At 72.0% G+C, this 16,584-nt stretch carries 18 protein-coding genes; 6 read left to right on the forward strand and 12 right to left on the reverse strand.

What is annotated here, in order from left to right; genetic code table 11:
- Window positions 1–86: 86 nt before the first annotated feature.
- From ACIQM0_RS15980 to ACIQM0_RS15990, 3 genes are read right to left on the reverse strand one after another with little or no spacing between them, the layout of a single operon-like run.
- Window positions 87–950 (reverse strand): ATP-binding cassette domain-containing protein, encoded by an 864-nt coding sequence (locus tag ACIQM0_RS15980; RefSeq protein WP_401286557.1) that lies wholly within the window; start codon window positions 948–950, stop codon window positions 87–89.
- Window positions 947–1,999 (reverse strand): ABC transporter permease, encoded by a 1,053-nt coding sequence (locus ACIQM0_RS15985; RefSeq protein ID WP_401286559.1) that lies wholly within the window; start codon window positions 1,997–1,999, stop codon window positions 947–949. Before ACIQM0_RS15985 ends, ACIQM0_RS15980 begins: the two co-directional genes overlap by 4 nt.
- Window positions 1,996–2,979 carry a sugar ABC transporter substrate-binding protein gene (locus ACIQM0_RS15990; RefSeq protein WP_401286560.1) on the reverse strand — a complete coding sequence of 328 codons (984 nt, stop codon included), beginning with the start codon at window positions 2,977–2,979 and terminating at the stop codon, window positions 1,996–1,998. Before ACIQM0_RS15990 ends, ACIQM0_RS15985 begins: the two co-directional genes overlap by 4 nt.
- A 387-nt stretch (window positions 2,980–3,366) precedes the next feature.
- On the opposite strand from ACIQM0_RS15990, the gene ACIQM0_RS15995 reads away from it, so the two are divergent.
- Window positions 3,367–4,371, forward strand: a complete 1,005-nt coding sequence (locus ACIQM0_RS15995; protein WP_401286562.1) for a Gfo/Idh/MocA family oxidoreductase — start codon at window positions 3,367–3,369, stop codon at window positions 4,369–4,371.
- 32 nt (window positions 4,372–4,403) lie between these two features.
- Here ACIQM0_RS15995 and ACIQM0_RS16000 read toward each other — a convergent pair whose 3' ends face one another.
- The 5 genes from ACIQM0_RS16000 to ACIQM0_RS16020 form a co-directional block, all read right to left on the reverse strand.
- Window positions 4,404–5,600: a cytochrome P450 gene (locus ACIQM0_RS16000; RefSeq protein ID WP_401286565.1), complete on the reverse strand. Its 1,197-nt coding sequence runs from the start codon at window positions 5,598–5,600 to the stop codon at window positions 4,404–4,406.
- Window positions 5,601–5,611: 11 nt separating this feature from the next.
- Complete coding sequence (locus ACIQM0_RS16005) at window positions 5,612–6,031, reverse strand: PaaI family thioesterase (RefSeq protein ID WP_401286568.1); 420 nt, start codon at window positions 6,029–6,031, stop codon at window positions 5,612–5,614.
- 16 nt (window positions 6,032–6,047) lie between these two features.
- Window positions 6,048–7,226, reverse strand: a complete 1,179-nt coding sequence (locus tag ACIQM0_RS16010) for a cytochrome P450 (RefSeq protein ID WP_401286571.1) — start codon at window positions 7,224–7,226, stop codon at window positions 6,048–6,050.
- A gap of 88 nt (window positions 7,227–7,314) precedes the next feature.
- Window positions 7,315–8,037: a response regulator gene (locus ACIQM0_RS16015; RefSeq protein ID WP_401286574.1), complete on the reverse strand. Its 723-nt coding sequence runs from the start codon at window positions 8,035–8,037 to the stop codon at window positions 7,315–7,317.
- On the reverse strand, window positions 8,034–9,251 hold the full coding sequence (locus ACIQM0_RS16020; protein ID WP_401286577.1) for a sensor histidine kinase: 1,218 nt from the start codon (window positions 9,249–9,251) through the stop codon (window positions 8,034–8,036). Before ACIQM0_RS16020 ends, ACIQM0_RS16015 begins: the two co-directional genes overlap by 4 nt.
- Window positions 9,252–9,397: 146 nt before the next feature.
- On the opposite strand from ACIQM0_RS16020, the gene ACIQM0_RS16025 reads away from it, so the two are divergent.
- Entirely contained in the window at window positions 9,398–9,601 is a 204-nt protein-coding gene (locus ACIQM0_RS16025) for a hypothetical protein (RefSeq protein WP_401286579.1), read from the forward strand.
- 25 nt (window positions 9,602–9,626) lie between these two features.
- Here ACIQM0_RS16025 and ACIQM0_RS16030 read toward each other — a convergent pair whose 3' ends face one another.
- Window positions 9,627–10,550 (reverse strand): DMT family transporter, encoded by a 924-nt coding sequence (locus tag ACIQM0_RS16030; RefSeq protein ID WP_401286581.1) that lies wholly within the window; start codon window positions 10,548–10,550, stop codon window positions 9,627–9,629.
- A gap of 177 nt (window positions 10,551–10,727) precedes the next feature.
- Window positions 10,728–11,351 (reverse strand): dihydrofolate reductase family protein, encoded by a 624-nt coding sequence (locus tag ACIQM0_RS16035; protein WP_401286585.1) that lies wholly within the window; start codon window positions 11,349–11,351, stop codon window positions 10,728–10,730.
- 198 nt (window positions 11,352–11,549) lie between these two features.
- On the opposite strand from ACIQM0_RS16035, the gene ACIQM0_RS16040 reads away from it, so the two are divergent.
- The 3 genes from ACIQM0_RS16040 to ACIQM0_RS16050 all read left to right on the forward strand — a co-directional run bounded on the left by ACIQM0_RS16040 (window position 11,550) and on the right by ACIQM0_RS16050 (window position 13,500).
- A complete protein-coding gene (locus tag ACIQM0_RS16040; RefSeq protein ID WP_401286588.1) occupies window positions 11,550–12,302 on the forward strand; it encodes an SDR family oxidoreductase in 753 nt (250 codons plus the stop codon).
- Window positions 12,303–12,350: 48 nt separating this feature from the next.
- The gene (locus ACIQM0_RS16045) at window positions 12,351–12,584 is read left to right on the forward strand and encodes a DivIVA domain-containing protein (RefSeq protein ID WP_363020837.1); all 234 of its coding nucleotides are present in this window, start codon (window positions 12,351–12,353) and stop codon (window positions 12,582–12,584) included.
- Between the two features lie 85 nt (window positions 12,585–12,669).
- Complete coding sequence (locus ACIQM0_RS16050; RefSeq protein ID WP_401286591.1) at window positions 12,670–13,500, forward strand: aldo/keto reductase; 831 nt, start codon at window positions 12,670–12,672, stop codon at window positions 13,498–13,500.
- 20 nt (window positions 13,501–13,520) lie between these two features.
- On the opposite strand, the gene ACIQM0_RS16055 is transcribed toward ACIQM0_RS16050, so the two are convergent.
- Both ACIQM0_RS16055 and allB read right to left on the reverse strand, forming a co-directional pair.
- Window positions 13,521–13,850, reverse strand: coding sequence for a putative quinol monooxygenase (locus ACIQM0_RS16055; RefSeq protein ID WP_401286595.1), 330 nt, complete (start codon window positions 13,848–13,850; stop codon window positions 13,521–13,523).
- A gap of 128 nt (window positions 13,851–13,978) precedes the next feature.
- Window positions 13,979–15,322, reverse strand: coding sequence for an allantoinase AllB (gene allB / locus ACIQM0_RS16060; RefSeq protein WP_401286598.1), 1,344 nt, complete (start codon window positions 15,320–15,322; stop codon window positions 13,979–13,981).
- Between the two features lie 314 nt (window positions 15,323–15,636).
- Between allB and ACIQM0_RS16065 the strand changes: the two genes are divergently transcribed.
- Window positions 15,637–16,437: an IclR family transcriptional regulator gene (locus tag ACIQM0_RS16065; protein WP_363020841.1), complete on the forward strand. Its 801-nt coding sequence runs from the start codon at window positions 15,637–15,639 to the stop codon at window positions 16,435–16,437.
- Window positions 16,438–16,584 lie beyond the last annotated feature (147 nt).

The raw sequence follows: 16,584 nt of genomic DNA on the forward strand, positions 1-16,584 counted from the left end.
TCCCGGCGGCGGACGGCGCCCGTCGGCCCCGATTCTGCCACTGCCGGGCGGGCGGGGCCGCCGGACGGGGTGACCGGGCGCTGGAGCTACGCGGTGTCGCCGTCCGCCGGACCCCCGCCGCGCAGGTCCGGGCCGGGGGTGCGTTCCAGCTCGTGGCTGAGCTCCTCCAGCTCGCTGCCGCCCGCCATCTGGCGGGTGAGCTCGTCGAGCGTGATGTCGCCCCTGGTGTGGCTGCCGGCCATGGCACCCCGCTTGAGCAGCACGAAGCGGTCACCGACGAGGTACGCGTGGTGCGGGTTGTGCGTGATGAGGACCACGCCCAGCCCGGCGTCCCTGGCGGCCGCGACGTACTTGAGGACGACGCCGGACTGCTTGACGCCGAGCGCCGCGGTCGGCTCGTCCAGGACGAGCACCTTGGCACCGAAGTGGACCGCCCGCGCGATGGCCACGCACTGGCGCTCGCCGCCGGACAGCGTGCCGATGGGCTGGTCGACGTCGCGCAGGTCGATCCCCATCCGCAGCAGCGCGGAGCGGGTCGTCTCGCGCATCAGCCGTACGTCGAGGCGCTTGAAGGGGCCCGCGCCGGTCGTGGGCTCGGAGCCGAGGAAGAAGTTCCGCCAGACCGGCATCAGGGGGACGACGGCGAGATCCTGGTAGACCGTGGCGATGCCCCGGTCCAGGGCGTCGCGCGGGTTGGCGAGGGTGGTCTCCTCGCCGTCGATGAGGAAGGTTCCGGCGTCGTGCCGGTGCAGCCCCGAGATGATCTTGATGAGGGTGGACTTGCCGGCGCCGTTGTCGCCGAGGACGCAGGAGATCTCGCCCGCCCGCACCTCCAGCGAGACGTCCTGGAGCGCCTTGATGTTGCCGTAGAACTTGCTGACGTGGTCGAGCTCGACCAGCGCCCGCCGGTCGGTGTCCGCCGGCCCGTTCGCTGCCTGGGGGGCCGTCATTTCGTCGCCTCCGCGCGCTTGCGTACCCATGCGTTGAGCAGGGTGGCCAGGAGCAGCATGGCTCCGAGGAAGAATTTGAACCAGTCCGGGTTCCACTCCGCGTACACGATGCCCTTGCTGGTCATGCCGAAGATGACGGCGCCGATCGCCGAGCCGATCGCGGAGCCGTAGCCGCCGGTGATCAGGCAGCCGCCGATGACGGCCGCGATGATGTAGATCAGTTCGTTGCCGACGCCCTCGCCGGACTGGACCACGTCGTAGCTGAACAGCAGGTGCTGCCCGGAGACCCAGGCGGCGAAGGCCACGCCGAGGTAGAGCCCGATCTTCGTGCGGATCACCGGGACGCCGACCGCGCGGGCCGCGTCGGCGCCGCCGCCGACGGCGTAGATCCAGTTGCCGAAGCGGGTGCGGAGCAGGATCCAGGTCGCGACAGCGACGAGGACGGCCCACCACAGGATGGTCACCTTGAGCTCGACGCCGCCGACGGTCCAGTGCGAGGCGAAGAGCTTGCGGGCCGAGTCGAAGCCCTCCATGTTGCCGATGGTCTTCGTCGACACGGTCCCGCTGATCAGCTTGGTGAAGCCGAGGTTCAGTCCGGTCAGCATCAGGAAGGTGCCGAGCGTGATGATGAAGCTGGGCAGTTTCGTACGCGTCAGCATGAAGCCGTTGAACGCGCCGAAGGCCAGGGTGACCAGCAGCGACACGAAGACGCCGACCCAGACGTTGGCCGTCATCTGGTAGCTGAACATCGACGAGACCAGTGCCGAGCTGGTGACCATCACACCGGCCGAGAGGTCGAACTCGCCGCCGATCATCAGCAGCGCGACCGGAGCCGCCATGATCCCGATGGTGGAGGCCGCGTAGAGCACCGTGCCGAAGCTGGTGGCGCGCAGGAAGCTGTCGGCGACGATCGCGAAGAAGAGGAAGACGGCCAGGGCGCCGACGACCGAGCCGAGCTCGGGGCGGCCGAGGAGCCTGCGCAGCGGTGAGGTGCGCAGCAGCCGCTCGTCGGCCCCGGCGGGGGCGGGCTGCCCGGGTGCCGCGGTCATCGGGTTCCCCGGTCGGCGTACTCGGCGAGCTGGGCGGCGTCCTTGGAGGTGATGATCTGCGGGCCGGTGAGGACCGGCCGGCCGCCGCCGAGGACGTTGCGGTTGTACCGGTAGAGCCAGAGCAGGTCGACGGCCTCGTACCCCTGGAGGTAGGGCTGCTGGTCGACGGCGAAGCCGAGGGTCTTGGCCTTGAGCTCGGCGGCGACCTTGGCGTTCAGGTCGAAGGTGTCGATCTCGGCCTTGCTGCCCGCGGTCTGCTTCGCCTTGACGGCGGCGTCCGCGAACGGCGCGCCGAGGGTGACGACCGCGTCGATGTCCTTGTCGGCCTGGAGCTTCGCCTCGATGGAGGCCTGGACGTCCGGCATGTTGGTGCCCTCGACGTACAGGTTCTGCAGCTGGCCGTCGAAGGTCTTCTTCGCTCCGGCGCAGCGCTGCTCATGGCCGACGTTGCCCTGTTCGTGCAGGATGCACAGGGCCTTCTTGCGGCCGCGCTGGTTGAGCTCGTCGCCGACGGCCTCGCCGGCGATGGACTCGTCCTGGCCGATGTGGGTGAGCGCGCCGTACTGCTTGGACTCCGCGGAGCCCGAGTTCACCGTGATCACCGGGATGCCGGCCCGGGTGGCCTTGGCGACGACGTCCTTCATGGCGTCGGGCTTGGCGAGCGTGACGATCAGCCCGTCGACCTTCTTGTCGATGGCGGCCTGGACGAGCTGGGCCTGCTGCTGCGCCTCGTCGTTGTGCGAGTACAGGAAGTTGATGTTGTCCTTGCCGGCCGCCATCTTGGCGCCCTTCTGGACGATGTCCCAGAAGGTGTCGCCGTCGCCCGAGTGGGTGACCATGGCGAAGGTCCAGCGGGGCGTGTTCACCGCGGACCGGCCCTCGGCGGCGGCCTGCGCCGCCCGGTCCTCCGCCCGCTTGCCACCGGTGCTGCTGCATCCCATGAGGGAGGCCCCGAGCACCGCCGCAAGCACGGCACCCATCGCACGTACCCCTGTCCGAACCCTTGCCACGACTCCGTGCCCTTCTCGTGCTGCTCGTTGTGCTGCTGGTGGAGCCGGGGCCCGTACGGTCCCGGTCCGGCTGGGCAAGTATCCCCGAGGCGTCGCCGCCGTCGCCCGGCAGGGCGTGGCGCGTGTGTCGGGCCGGGGCGGCCGCGTGCCGCCGTCGTCACCGTACGAGAAGCCGGGAAGCCTCCGACACCGTACGGAAGTCGCGGGGCGCTGTCACCGTGCGGGGAGGCGGAAATCGAAGGAGTGGCGGGTGGGTGCGGGATTTCCCGGTCGCGGCAGCGGCCGCATTCGGACACAGAACCTACTTTGTCAGGACATATAGTTGACAGCGTTGCCGGTGACCGGCACGTTGGGTCCATGCGCATCGGACTCATCGGCACCGGCCGGATCGGCTCCTTCCACGCGGGCGTGCTGTCCCGCCACCCCTCGGTGGACGCCCTGGTGGTGACGGACACCGACCCCACCCGCGCGGCCGGGGTCGCGCGCCGCACCGGAGCGGGCGCCGTCGGCTCCGCCGGGGAGGTGTTCGGCGCGGGCGTGGACGCCGTGGTGATCGCCTCCGCCACCGCCGCGCACGCCGAGCTGATCGGCCGGGCCGCGCGGGCCGGACTGCCCGCGTTCTGCGAGAAGCCCGTCGCCCTCGACCTGGCGGGCACGCTGGACGCGCTGCGCGAGACGCGGGAGGCGGGGAGCGTGCTCCAGCTGGGGTTCATGCGCCGGTTCGACGCGGGGTACACGGCGGCGCGCGCCGCCGTGCGCGGCGGGGCGCTGGGCCGGCTGCACACCGTCCGGACGGTGACCTCCGATCCGGCGCCGCCGCCCGCGGCCTACCTGCCGCTCTCCGGCGGGCTGTACCGGGACTGCCTGATCCATGACTTCGACATGGTGCGCTGGGTGACGGGCCGTGAGGTGACGCGGGTGTACGCCACCGGCTCGGACGGCGGGCCGCCGATGTTCCGCGAGGCCGGCGACGTGGACACCGCGGCCGCGCTGCTGACCCTCGACGACGGCACCCTCGTCACGGCGACGGCGACCCGCTGCAACGGCGCCGGGTACGACGTACGGATGGAGCTCGCCGGTGAGCGGGACCAGATCGCGGTCGGCCTGGACGACCGCACCCCGCTCACCTCCGCCGAGCCGCAGGGCCCCGCCGCCCCCGCCAAGCCCTGGCCGGGGTTCCTGGAGCGCTTCGCCCCGGCGTACGAGGCCGAACTCGACGCCTTCGTCCGGCTGGTGCGGGGCGAGGCGGCCAATCCGTGCGACGGCCGGGAGGCCCTGCACGCCCTGCGGATCGCGGAGGCGTGCGAGGTCTCGCGCCGGGAGCACCGGCCGGTGGAGCTGTCGGAGATCCCCGGGGGCTGAGGGCGGCCGCGCACGAGGTGAGCGGCGGGCCCTCACCACCTGACCGGCAGTCCCTCCGGTCCCCGTATGAGCATCCCCGTACGCCAGGTCAGTGTGTCCGGATCCGCGTCCAGTGCCAGCCCGGGGCAGCGCTCCAGCAGTGATCCGATCGCCAGCGCCGCCTCGATGCGGGCCAGCGGCGCACCCAGGCAGTAGTGGATTCCGTGCCCGAAGGCGACGTGTCCCCGGGCGTCCCTGGTGATGTCGAACCGGTCCGCGTCCGGGTAGCGGTCCGGGTCGCGGTTGGCGTCGGCCACCGCGATCAGGACCAGCTCGCCGCCGCCCGGGATCACCGTGCCGCCGATGTCGAGCGGGCAGGTGGTGAAGCGGTAGGTGGGTGTCTCGATCGGGCCCGCGTAGCGGAGCGTCTCCTCCACCGCGTTGTCGATGAGGGCGGGGTCCGCCCGCAGCGCCGCGAGCTGCTCCGGGTGGGTGAGCAGGGCGAGCACCCCGTTGGAGATGAGGTTGACCGTGGTCTCGTGGCCGGCGACGAGCAACAGCCAGGCCATGCCCATCAGTTCTTCGGCGGAGAGCCGGTCGCCCTCCTCGTCGGCCGTGTGGATCAGCGCGCTCATCAGGTCGTCGCCGGGCCGTTCGCGCTTGGCGTCGAGGAGTCCGGCCAGGAAGCCGGACATCTCGGCGGTCGCCGTCCGGCGCTCCGCGGCGTCGATGGACGACACGGCGATGTTGGACCAGGCCCGGAAGGCCTGGCGGTCCAGGAAGGGCACCCCGAGCAGTTCACAGATGACGGACATCGGCAGCGGGAACGCCAGCGACTCGACGAGATCGGTGCCGCGGCCGGGCCCCGCCAGCATCGTGTCGAGCAGCTCGTCCGTCATCTGCCGCACGCGCGGGACGAGTTGCTGCATCCGGCGCTGGGTGAACTCCCGCGCGACCAGCTTGCGCAGCCGGGTGTGCACGGGTGCGTCCGTGCTGAGCATGGACGTCCCCGCGGCGACCTGGCTCACGCCGAGGGCGGGCGAGGCACTGCTCCACTGCTTGGAGAGCCGCTGGTCCGCGAGCGCGGCGCGGCCCTCCTCGTACCCGACGACGAGCCAGCCGGGTGTGCCCTCCGGGATACGGATCCGGTGCACGGGACCCCGGGCCCGTAACTCCGCGTACACGGGGTACGGATCGCGGACGTACCGCTCACCGAGCGCCCCGAGGTCGACCATCGCTTCAGTCGTCATGTCAGGCTCCTTCAGGATGACGTGGCGCTCAGCACGGTGCCCTGGGCGACCGCGCAGAGGGTCTCCGCGCCGTCCTCGCCCACGGCGAACAGATCGCAGCGCGCCACCGCCTGCCGCCGGCCGGTGTGGACGACGGCCGCCCGCGCGACGAGTGCGGCGCCGATGGCGGGCCGCAGGTACTGGATCGAGAAGCCGCCGGTCAGCACGGCCGGGCCGAGTGTGGTTCCGGCGGCGAAGGTGAGCGCGTTGTCGGCGGCGTAGGCGAGCACCCCGCCGTGCAGGAAACCGTTCTGCTGCTGGAGTTCCTCGCGGCCGTCGATCTCCAGCGTGGCCGCGCCCCCGCCGAACTCGGTGATCCGTGCGCCGACGAGCCCGCTGAACGGCTGGCTGTCGAGCACCTTCTGGGCCATCTCCAGGTCCAGTACGGTCATGACGTTCCTCTCTGTCTCACCAGCGCACGGGGAGCCGTCGCACCCCGCGGATCAACATCCCGGGCAGCCAGTCGGGCTCGCCGGCCTCCGGGTCGAGTTCGAGTCCGGGGCACCGCTCCAGCAGCGACCGGATCGCGATGCGGCCCTCCATCCGGGCCAGCGGCGCGCCCATGCAGAAGTGCGTCCCGTGGCCGAAGGCCAGGTGCCCCTGTGCGTCGCGACGGATGTCGAAGCGGTCCGGATCCGGGTACCGGCCGGGGTCGCGGCCGCCGCCCGCCAGGGCGACCAGGACCGGATCACCGGCCGCGATGGCGGCGGAGCCGATCGTGACGGCCTCCCGGGCGAACCGGAAGGTGGCGGTCTCCACCGGCCCGTCGTAGCGGAGCATCTCCTCGACGGCTCCGTCGATCAGCCCCAGGTCGGCACGCAGGGCGGCCAGTTGATCCGGGTGATCGAGCAGGGCGCGCACCCCGTTGGAGATCAGGTTGACCGTCGTCTCATGGCCCGCAACGAGCAACAGGAAGGCCATGCCGACCAGTTCGTCGGGCGAGAGCGCGTCGCCCTCCTCGTCCCGCGCGGCGATCAGGGCGCTCAGCAGGTCGTCGCCCGCCGAGCGGCGCTTGCCCTCGATCAGCTCGGTGAGGTAGGCGCCCATGGCGCGGACCGCGTCGCCCTCCTCCTGCGCGCCGGCCGGAGAGACCACACTGTTCGACAGCTTGCGAAAGGCGTCCCGGTCCAGGTCGGGCACGCCGATGAGTTCGCAGATGACGGTCATGGGCAGCGGGAAGGCGAGGGCGTCGAGGAGATCCGCCTGCCCGGCGGGGTGCATCGCGTCGAGCAGTCCGTCGGTGATCTGCTGCACGCGGGGCCGCAGCGCCTCGATCCGGCGGGCGGTGAACTCCCGCGCGACCAGCTTGCGCAGCCGGGTGTGGTCGGGTGCGTCCATCTCCAGCATGTTGGCGTTGATCGGGTCGCCCGTGCCCGTCTGGCCGGGCAGCGTCCGCCAGTCCTTGGCGAACCGCTGGTCGGCCAGGACCGCGCGCCCCTCGTCGTACCCGACGACGAGCCACACCCGGTCGAAGTCGTCGGTGCGGACCGCGTGCACCGGGCCCGCGGCACGCATCTTCGCGTAGTACGGGTACGGATTCGCGGTGAAGTCCGCGACCCCTCGGAGATCCGCGTCGACATCGGACATGGGCCCGCCCCTCCCGGTCTGGTCCTTGGCCGACCGCCAGGACCGGCCGGTTCAGGGTATGCCGCCGGTCCCGGCCCCGGCGAAGGGTTCAGGACAGGCCGTGTCCGTCACCGTCGTCCAGGAGGCCCGCGTCGTGGACCAGCAGGGCGATCTGGACGCGGTTGTTGAAGTCGAACTTGGCGAGAATCCGCGACACCTGGGTCTTCACGGTGGCCACGCTCAGGTAGAGCGCCGCGGCGATCTCGGCGTTGGAGCGGCCGTGCCCGACGGCGACGGCCACCTCGCGTTCCCGGTCGGCGAGCAACGCGAGCAGCCTGCGGGCCCGTTGCACCCGGTCCGCCCTCTCCTCCCGGCCGGGGCCGGCGGCGCGGGCCATGAGCTGGCGGGTGACGGCGGGCGAGAGAACCGGGTCACCGGCCGCCACGCGGCGCACGGAGTCGACGATCTGCGCGGGCGGGGTGTCCTTGAGTACGAAGCCGGCCGCCCCGGCACGGATCGCGCGCAGCACCTGTTCGTCGGCGTGGAACGTGGTCAGGACGATGATCTCGGGTGCGTCCGGGCGGCCGCGCAGCACCTCGGTGGCGGTCAGCCCGTCCATGACGGGCATCCGGATGTCCATCAGGACCACGTCCGGCCCGAGCCGTTCGACGAGTCCGGCCGCCTCGCTGCCGTCGGCCCCCTCCCCCACGATGTCGATGTCGTCGGCGCCGCCGAGCATCAGGGTGAGCCCGGCCCGTACGAGCGGGTCGTCGTCGACGATGAGCAGCCGGACGGGCCGGGCCGCGGGAGGAGTGGGAGTCGGTGTGGTCATGAGGGCCACGGTAGCCAGGCCCGGACCCCGAACCCGCCGCCCGGCTCCGGTCCGTGGTCGAGACGGCCCCCGGCGAGGGTGGCCCGTTCGGTCAGGCCGATGAGTCCCTGGCCGGATCCGGGCACCTGCTCAAAGGGTTCGGTGGGGGCGGGGTTGCGCACCTCGACGGTGATGCCCTGCCCGGGGCCGCCGCTGACCGTGACGGTGACCTCGGCGCCGGGTGCGTGCTTGCGGGCGTTGGTCAGGCCCTCCTGGGCGATGCGGTAGACGGTGCGGCCGGTGGCGGCGGGCGCCGCGGCCGGGTCGTCGAGGTGGTTGTCGAGGGCGACCTTCATCCCGGCCAGGCGGGATTCGGCGATCAGGGCGTCCAGGGTGGCGAGGGTGGGCTGCGGCCGGTCGCCCTCGCTGTCGCGGGGGCTGCGCAGCACCCCGATGATCTCGCGGAGGTCCTGGAGCGCCTCGTGCGCGCTGTCCCGGATGACTCCGGCGGCGCGGGCCACTTCGGCCGGGGGTGCGTCGGGCCGGAACTCCAGGGCTCCGGCGTGGACGCTGAGCAGGGTCAGCCGGTGGGCGAGGACGTCGTGCATCTCGCGGGCGATGTCCTCGCGGGCCAGCCGCTGGGCCTGTTCGGCGCGGAGTCCGGCCTCGGTCTCGGCGCGCCGGGCGCGCTCGCGCAGGGTGACGACGAGCTGGCGTCTGGACCGTACGACCATGCCCCAGCTGAGCACCAGGAGGATCAGCAGCACCCCGATGATCGTGGACGCGACGAACGAGGTGCCCGGGTCCGGGCGCAGGTAGGGCTGGATCGGGGCGATGGCCAGGGCGCCCGCGCCGACGAGGGCGACCGGGCGGAACGGCCGGTGCACGGCCACGCTGAACAGGGACACCAGCAGCGCTCCGGCCGCGACGGGCTCCACGATGGACAGCAGCGTCATCGCCACCGCGAGCCCGACCGGCCAGCGCCGCCGGAACCACAGGGTGCAGCAGGCCGCGGCGCCGACCAGCGAGTCGACGAAGACGACGCCCTCGGAGGTGGTGGGGTCGGCCTCGATCGTGGCGATGGTCGCCAGCCCGAGGCCCGCCGCGCAGAGGAACGCCATGATGTCGACGATCCAGTCGCGGACGGTACGGCGCGAACGGGCGTCCCGGTCCCCGGGCAGCTCGGGGTCGGCCATCGCCGAGGGCTGCAGCCAGGGGTACTCCGTGCGCGTCATATCGACAAAGCTACGCAGTGGATTCGCGGCTTCCGGCGCTCGGGACCCAGGAGGCGACCAAAGTCGCGGAAGGGAAGACTTTCGGCCGGGCAGCGCAGACAACCGGCCGACGCGGCGGCGGTGTCCGGCCCGCCAGGCTCGCTGCCATGAAGAAAATCTGCGAGACGGTCGGCTTCCTGGTCTTCGTCCAGGGTGCGGCGGGGCTGCTCCACGAATGGTTCGGCTGGTTCCATCTCTTCGGTCTGGTGCAGCGGCTGCCGTTCATCGGCGGGTACTCGCTGTTCGTCAGCATCGTGCTGGTGGTGACGGGGGTCGCCGTCATGATCGCGTCGGACGCGATCAAGGAGTAGGCGCCCGCGTGCCGGGGCGGCACGGTCAGGAAGCGGTCGCGGCCATGCTGCGTCGGCCCCAGGCCGTACCCGCCAGCACCAGGACCGCGCCCGCCACTCCGGGGAGGCCGAGGCGTTCGCCGCCGATGGCGATGCCGACGGCGGCGGCCCAGAGGGGTTCCGTACCGAGCAGCAGGCTGACCCGGGACGGCGAGGTGCGGCGTACGGACCACATCTGCACGAAGAACGCGAAGAGCGTGCAGAAGACCGACAGGAAGAGCAGTCCGCCCCACTCACGGACACCGAATCCGGCGGCGACCGACCAGGGCGACTCGCCGGTTCCGGGGACGGCGGCCAGCAGCGCGAAGACGGCGACCGCACTGCCGAGCTGGACAGTCGTCAGCGACAGCGAGTCCGCCGACCGGACGGACTTGATGCGTGCCATCAGCAGGACGTGCAGGGTGCGGGCGAGGGCGGCGACGAGCATCAGCAGATCGCCCGCGGAGGGGCTGGTGAAACCGCCGCCCTGGGTCAGCAGCACCACGCCGGCCACGGAGAGCGCGGCGGCGGCGAGAAAGGTCCCGGTCGGCCGGACGCGGGTCACCGCGGCCTCGGCGAGCGGGGTGAAGATCATGGTGAGGCTGATGATGAGCCCGGCGTTGGTCGCCGAGGTGTGCACGATGCCGTACGTCTCCACCAGGAAGATCCCGCTGAGCACCAGGCCCAGCAGCCCCGCGCCCCGCCACTGGGCCGCGCTCAGCGCCGACAGCCGGCGCCGTCCGACGACCACCAGGGCGGGCAGCACGACGGCGAATCTGAGCACGAGCACGGCGATGACGGTCTGCGCCGTGGTGATGTCCTTCGCGGCCAGATAGCTGGAACCCCAGACCACCGCGACCAGCAGCACGGGCAGATCGGTGAGCCACGCCCGGCGCGGCGGTGCGAGGGCGGGCAGGGCGACTGAGGACACCCGGATCTCCTGGTTCTCCACAGGCGTGGTGTGGAGACCTCACTGGCTCGCACGCGGAGCGATCACGGTACCGGCCACCCTCCTGGAATGGCGATCCCCGGGACCGGTCCGACGGCAGACGCCCCGCACCCGGCCGGATGTGGCGCCCGCCGCACAGCGGTTGACGGCGCCGGCCGCTCACGTACCGTCCCCGACGGAACCGAACGAGGCCGGACCGGTGGGCCGGTAGGTGTTGATCGCGATGCCGTTGGGGGTCATGCGGGAACCGGTCAGCTCGAACGCGGTCGGCGGTCCGCCGTCCGTGAACAGCCGCCTGCCGCCGCCGAGCACGACCGGGTGGACGAGCAGGTTGTACTCGTCGATCAGGCCGTGCGCCATCAGGGACCGGGCGAGCTCGCCACTGCCCCAGATCTGCACCTCGCCCCCTCGCGTGCGCTCCTTGATCCGGGCGACCTCCGCGGCGACATCGGTGGAGATCACGGTGGTGTGCTCCCAGTCGGCCTTCTCCAGCGTGGTCGAGACGACGTACTTGGGATACCGGTTGAGCCGGGAGGCGATCGCGTTGCCGGGGTCGGTGATGCCCGGCCAGTACCCCGCGAAGATCTCGTAGGTACGCCTGCCCAGCAGGAAGGCCGCCGAGCGGTCGAACACCTCCGTGATGAACCGCCCCAGGCCCTCGTCCGTGACCGGGGCCTGCCAGCCGCCGTACGCGAAACCTCCGCTCGGGTCCTCCTCGGGGCCGCCGGGGGCCTGCATGACGCCGTCCAGCGTCAGAAAGGTGATGAGGGTCAGTTTCGCCATGATCCTGCTCCTTCGGCAATGCCCGCGGATTCCGCTTCCATCTGTTACGACCCCCGGGCCGGCCGCAACTCATCGGCCGGCCCCCGGCCGCCGTAGCGGAGTGGGCGTCCGTTTACCGCCGGTGCCCGGTCCGCCGAAGCACTTTCCTGGTCCTTGTCAGCCAACCGGCGGCGCCACCGGCAACGGACAGGACCCCTGATGAACAGCACCAGCAGCACCAGCTCGAACCGAGTCGCTCTCGTCACCGGCGGCAGCCGCGGCATCGGCGCGGCGACCGCCCTGCGGCTCGCCAGGGACGGCGCCGATGTGGCACTGACCTACGCCAGGGACGGAGCCGCCGCCCAGGAGACCGTGCGGAAGATCGAGGCGTGCGGCCGCCGCGCGGTCGCCCTGCGCGCCGACTCGGCGGACCCGGCGGCCGTCCCGGCGGCGGTGCACCGGACGGCGGAGACCTTCGGCCGGCTCGACATCCTGGTCAACAACGCGGGCATCGGCGTTCTCGGCCCCATCAGCACCCTCACCACCGCCGATGTCGACCGGGTGCTCGCCGTCAACGTCCGGGCCGTCTTCCTGGCCTGCCGGGCCGCGGCCGGGGTGATGGAGCGCGGCGGCCGCATCATCTCCCTGGGGACGGCCCTGAGCCGGTTCGCGGGCGGGCCGGGCGGCACGCTCTACGCGATGAGCAAGTCGGCACTGTCGGGACTCACCAAACCGCTCGCCCGCGAGCTCGGCCCGCGCGGGATCACCGTCAATCTGGTCCAGCCAGGACCGGTGGACACCGACCTCAACCCGGCCGACGGCCCGTTCGCCGCCGGGCAGCGCGCCGCGACCGCACTGGACCGGTTCGGCACGGCCGGTGAAGTGGCCGCGCTCATCGCCTACTTGGCCGGCGACGAGGCCGCGTACATCACCGGCGCGGAGATCCTGGTGGACGGTGGCCACGCCGCCTGAGGTCCGTGCCAGGCTGGGACGGACCATTTCCGTCCGGAGGGGGCACCCATGTTCGGCGCGTCACGCGGGGGCTACGAACCACCGCTGCACGAGGAGTTCGGATTCCGTATCGCCCGGCGCGGATACGACCGCGATCAGGTCGACGCCTACATCACCCGGCTCCGCAGCGGCTCGCCGCCGGCGGAGGCCGTGGGCTTCGAGCTGGTCCGCCGCGGCTACGAGCGGAGCCGGGTGGACGAGGTCATCGCCCAGTTGCACCGCGAGGCGGGCCGGGGCCGGTAGGCCGCCCCTCCCCGCGCTGCCCCTCGTCCCTGTCCGGCCTAGGCTGGCCGGGCAGGGCAGGCAGCCGTCGGCGAGAGGAAAGACCATGTCCGAGACCCCGGTGCACGACCTGAACGACGGCCGTACCGTTCCCGCCGTCGGACTCGGCACCTGGCCGCTGGACGACGACGCGGCGGAACAGGCCGTCGCCGGAGCCCTGGGGCTCGGCTACCGGCTCGTCGACACCGCGCTGAACTACGGCAACGAGACCGGCACCGGGCGCGGGATCGCCCGCAGCGGTGTACCCAGGGAGGACGTCTTCGTCACCACCAAGGTGCCGGGCCGCCACCAGGGGTACGAGAAGACGCTGGCCTCGTTCGAGGAGTCCCGGAGCAACCTCGGCCTCTCCTACGTGGACCTCTACCTCATCCACTGGCCGCTGCCCCGCGTCGATCTGTACGTGGACACCTGGAAGGCGATGATCCGGCTCCGCGAAGAGGGCCTCGTACGGTCGATCGGGGTGTCCAACTTCACCGCGGACCACCTCGCCCGGCTGGAAGCGGAGACGGGGGTGCTGCCCGCCGTCAACCAGATCGAGATGCATCCGCGGCTGCCGCAGGAGGAACTGCGGGCCGTGCACGCCGCCAAGGGCATCGTCACGGAGAGCTGGAGCCCGCTGGGCCGGGGCCGCGATCTGCTGGCCGATCCCGGGCTCGTCGAAATCGCCGGGGCGCACGGTGTGACGCCGGGGCAGGCGGTCCTGCGCTGGCACACCCAGCTCGGGGCGGTACCGGTCCCGAAGTCCGCCGACCCTGGACGGCAGCGCGAGAACCTGGACCTCTTCGGCTTCGAGCTGACGGCGGACGAGCTGGCCCGCATCTCGTCGGGACCGCGGGAGCGGTTCGGCGGGGACCCCGAGACGCACGAGGAGTTCTGAACGGCGCGGCGGCAGGCCGCTCAGCGCGTGCGCGGCTGAAGCTCCGCCATCCGGGACCAGCCCTCTCCCGGCACCTCGACGTTGATGATCTCGGGCGTCTCCGCCACCAGGTCCGCCATCCGGTCCATGGCCGCGGCGAAGTGCTCGGACTTCACATGGGCCGCGCCCGCCTCTGCGGACGCGAACGCCTCCAGCAGCACGAACTGGTCCGGATTCTCGACGCTGCACGACCAGTCGAAGAACACGTTGCCCGGCTCCTGCCGGGTGGCGAGGGTGAAGTCCTCGACCGCCGGAAGCCACTTTTCGCGGTCGGCGCTGCGGACGGTGAACCTGACGGCGATGAAGATCATGACAACTCCTGCTCGGGACGTACGGCGACCCGGTCCGGGCCCCACATCCCTACCGTATCCCCCGAATACGGACAGGTTCCGGAGGGGTCCGGCCGGCCGGCCGGCGGGTCCGCCGGCCGGGTCGCCCTTCAGCGGCTCCGTTCGAGGAGGCGGCCGGTGGGCTCGGCCAGGATGCCGTCCGAAGCGATCCGTACGCCGCGCAGCCAGGTGGACCTGACGACACCGTGCAGGGTCCGGCCGGCGTACGCGGTGACCTGGTTGCGGTGGAACAGCTCGGCCGGGTCGACGGTGAAGGTGGCGTCGGGTGCGAGGACGGCGAAGTCGGCGTCGCGGCCGGCCTCGATCGCGCCCTTGTCGCGCAGCCCGGCCAGTTCGGCGGGCGCCGCCGACATCCAGCGGGCGACGTCGTCGAGCGAGTGCCCGCGCCTGCGGGCCTCGGTCCAGATGGCGGGCAGTCCGAGCTGGAGGGAGGAGATGCCGCCCCACGCCGAGGCGAAGTCCGGCGTCTTGAGGTCGGTGGTGCAGGGCGAGTGGTCGGAGACGATGCAGTCGATGGTGCCGTCGGCGAGCCCCTCCCACAGCGCGTCCTGGTTGGCCGCCTCACGGATGGGCGGGCAGCACTTGAACTCGGTCGCGCCGTCCGGGACCTCCTCCGCGGTGAGGGTGAGGAAGTGCGGGCAGGACTCGACCGTGACGCGTACGCCCTCGCGCCTGGCGGCGGCGATCAGCGGCAGTGCGTCACTGGAGGACAGGTGCAGCACGTGGACACGGGCGTTCAGCCGCCTGGCCTGGGCGATCAGCCCCTCGATCGCGGTGTTCTCGGCGTCGCGCGGCCGGGAGGCGAGGAAGTCGGCGTAGGCGGGGCCGCCGCGCTGCGGTGCGGACGCCAGGTGGTGCGGGTCCTCCGCGTGCACGATCAGGAGCCCGCCGAAACCGGCGATCTCCGCCATGGACCGGGCCAGCTGCTCCTGGTCCAGCTCGGGGAACTCCTCCACACCGGAGGGCGACAGGAAGCACTTGAAGCCGAAGACCCCGGCCTCGTACAGCGGGCGCAGGTCCTTCACGTTGGACGGGATCGCGCCGCCCCAGAAACCGGTGTCGATGTGCGCCTTGGGGGCGGCCACCCGCTGCTTGACGCGCAGGTGCTCGACGGTGGTGGTGGGCGGGAGGGAGTTGAGCGGCATGTCGAGCAGGGTGGTGATCCCGCCGGCCGCGGCGGCCCGGGTGGCGGTGTGGAAGCCCTCCCACGCGGTGCGGCCGGGGTCGTTCACATGGACGTGGGTGTCCACCAGGCCGGGCAGCAGGACGTCGTCCCCGAAGTCCTCCAGCCGGGCGCCCGCGGGCACCTCCGCGTCGTACGCCAGGACGGCGTCGATCTTCCCGCCGGCGACGGCGACCGCCGCGGGCCGTGTCCCCCCGGGGGTGACGACGCGCGTCGAGCGCAGAACCAGCTTCACGTCCGTACCGGACACCCGTGACTCCCCACTCCAAAAATTCAACGAACTGTTGAAGGAGTCTTCACTCGCGGAAGCGACCCGTCAAGACCCCATTCTCCGCGTCGGACACCCAGCGGACCACCCAGGGCGTCGACTAGAGATTTCCACAAAGCAAAAGACTAATTTCACAGAGCGGAACGTAGAATAAGCCGGACGCGGTGTCGCGGAACCGCCGGGCCACCGGACATACGGGCCCTGACCGGCCAGGACGCCGCCCTGGAACAGTGGGCCGATCGGGAAGCGCCCGGTAGGCTGCTGCCTTGCTCTTCCGCTTCGAAAGGACCGTTGACGTGCCGCCGTCCCACGCCAGCACATCCGACTCCAAGCCCGCCGGATCCAGCGGGGGTGTGCAGTCCCTCGAGCGCGCCTTCGATCTGCTGGAGCGGATGGCCGACGCGGGGGGCGAGGTCGGTCTGAGTGAGCTCTCCGCGAGCAGCGGACTGCCACTGCCCACCATTCACCGGCTGATGCGCACGCTCGTGGTCTGCGGATACGTACGCCAACAGCCCAACCGGCGCTATGCGCTCGGCCCGCGGCTGATCCGGCTCGGCGAGTCCGCCTCACGGCTGCTGGGCACCTGGGCCCGCCCGTATCTCGCGCGGCTGGTCGAGGAGACCGGCGAGACCGCGAACATGGCGCTGCTCGACGGCGACGAGATCGTGTACGTGGCGCAGGTGCCGTCCAAGCACTCGATGCGCATGTTCACCGAGGTGGGCCGGCGGGTGCTGCCGCACTCCACCGGCGTCGGCAAGGCACTGCTCGCGCACACCCCGCCGGACGAGGTACGGGCGTTGCTCGCGCGCACCGGAATGCCGGCCGCCACCGAGAAGACGATCACCACCCCCGACGGCTTCCTGGACGCGCTGGACCAGGTCCGCAGGGCCGGTTACGCGGTGGACGACAACGAGCAGGAGATAGGGGTGCGCTGCCTCGCGGTCTCGGTACCCAACTCGCCCACCTCGGCCGCGATCTCGATCTCGGGTCCGGCGGGCCGGGTGACAGAGGCGGCCACCGAGCGGATCGTGCCGATGCTTCAGCAGGCCGCCAAGGAGCTCTCCGAGGCACTGGCCAGCAGCGGGACGTCCGGCTGAGACGGCTCGACCGAACGGCGCAGGGGTGGCGCGGAGCGCGAAAGCTCCCCGCCCCCCCCCCCCCCGAGCGGCGCCCCCCCCGCGCACGGGTGTGGCGGGGCGGGCCCCCGGCCGGCCAGCAACCCGACCCGCCAGTACCAACGGGCC

Source organism: Streptomyces sp. NPDC091387, from assembly GCF_044756945.1.
Lineage (GTDB): Bacteria > Actinomycetota > Actinomycetes > Streptomycetales > Streptomycetaceae > Streptomyces.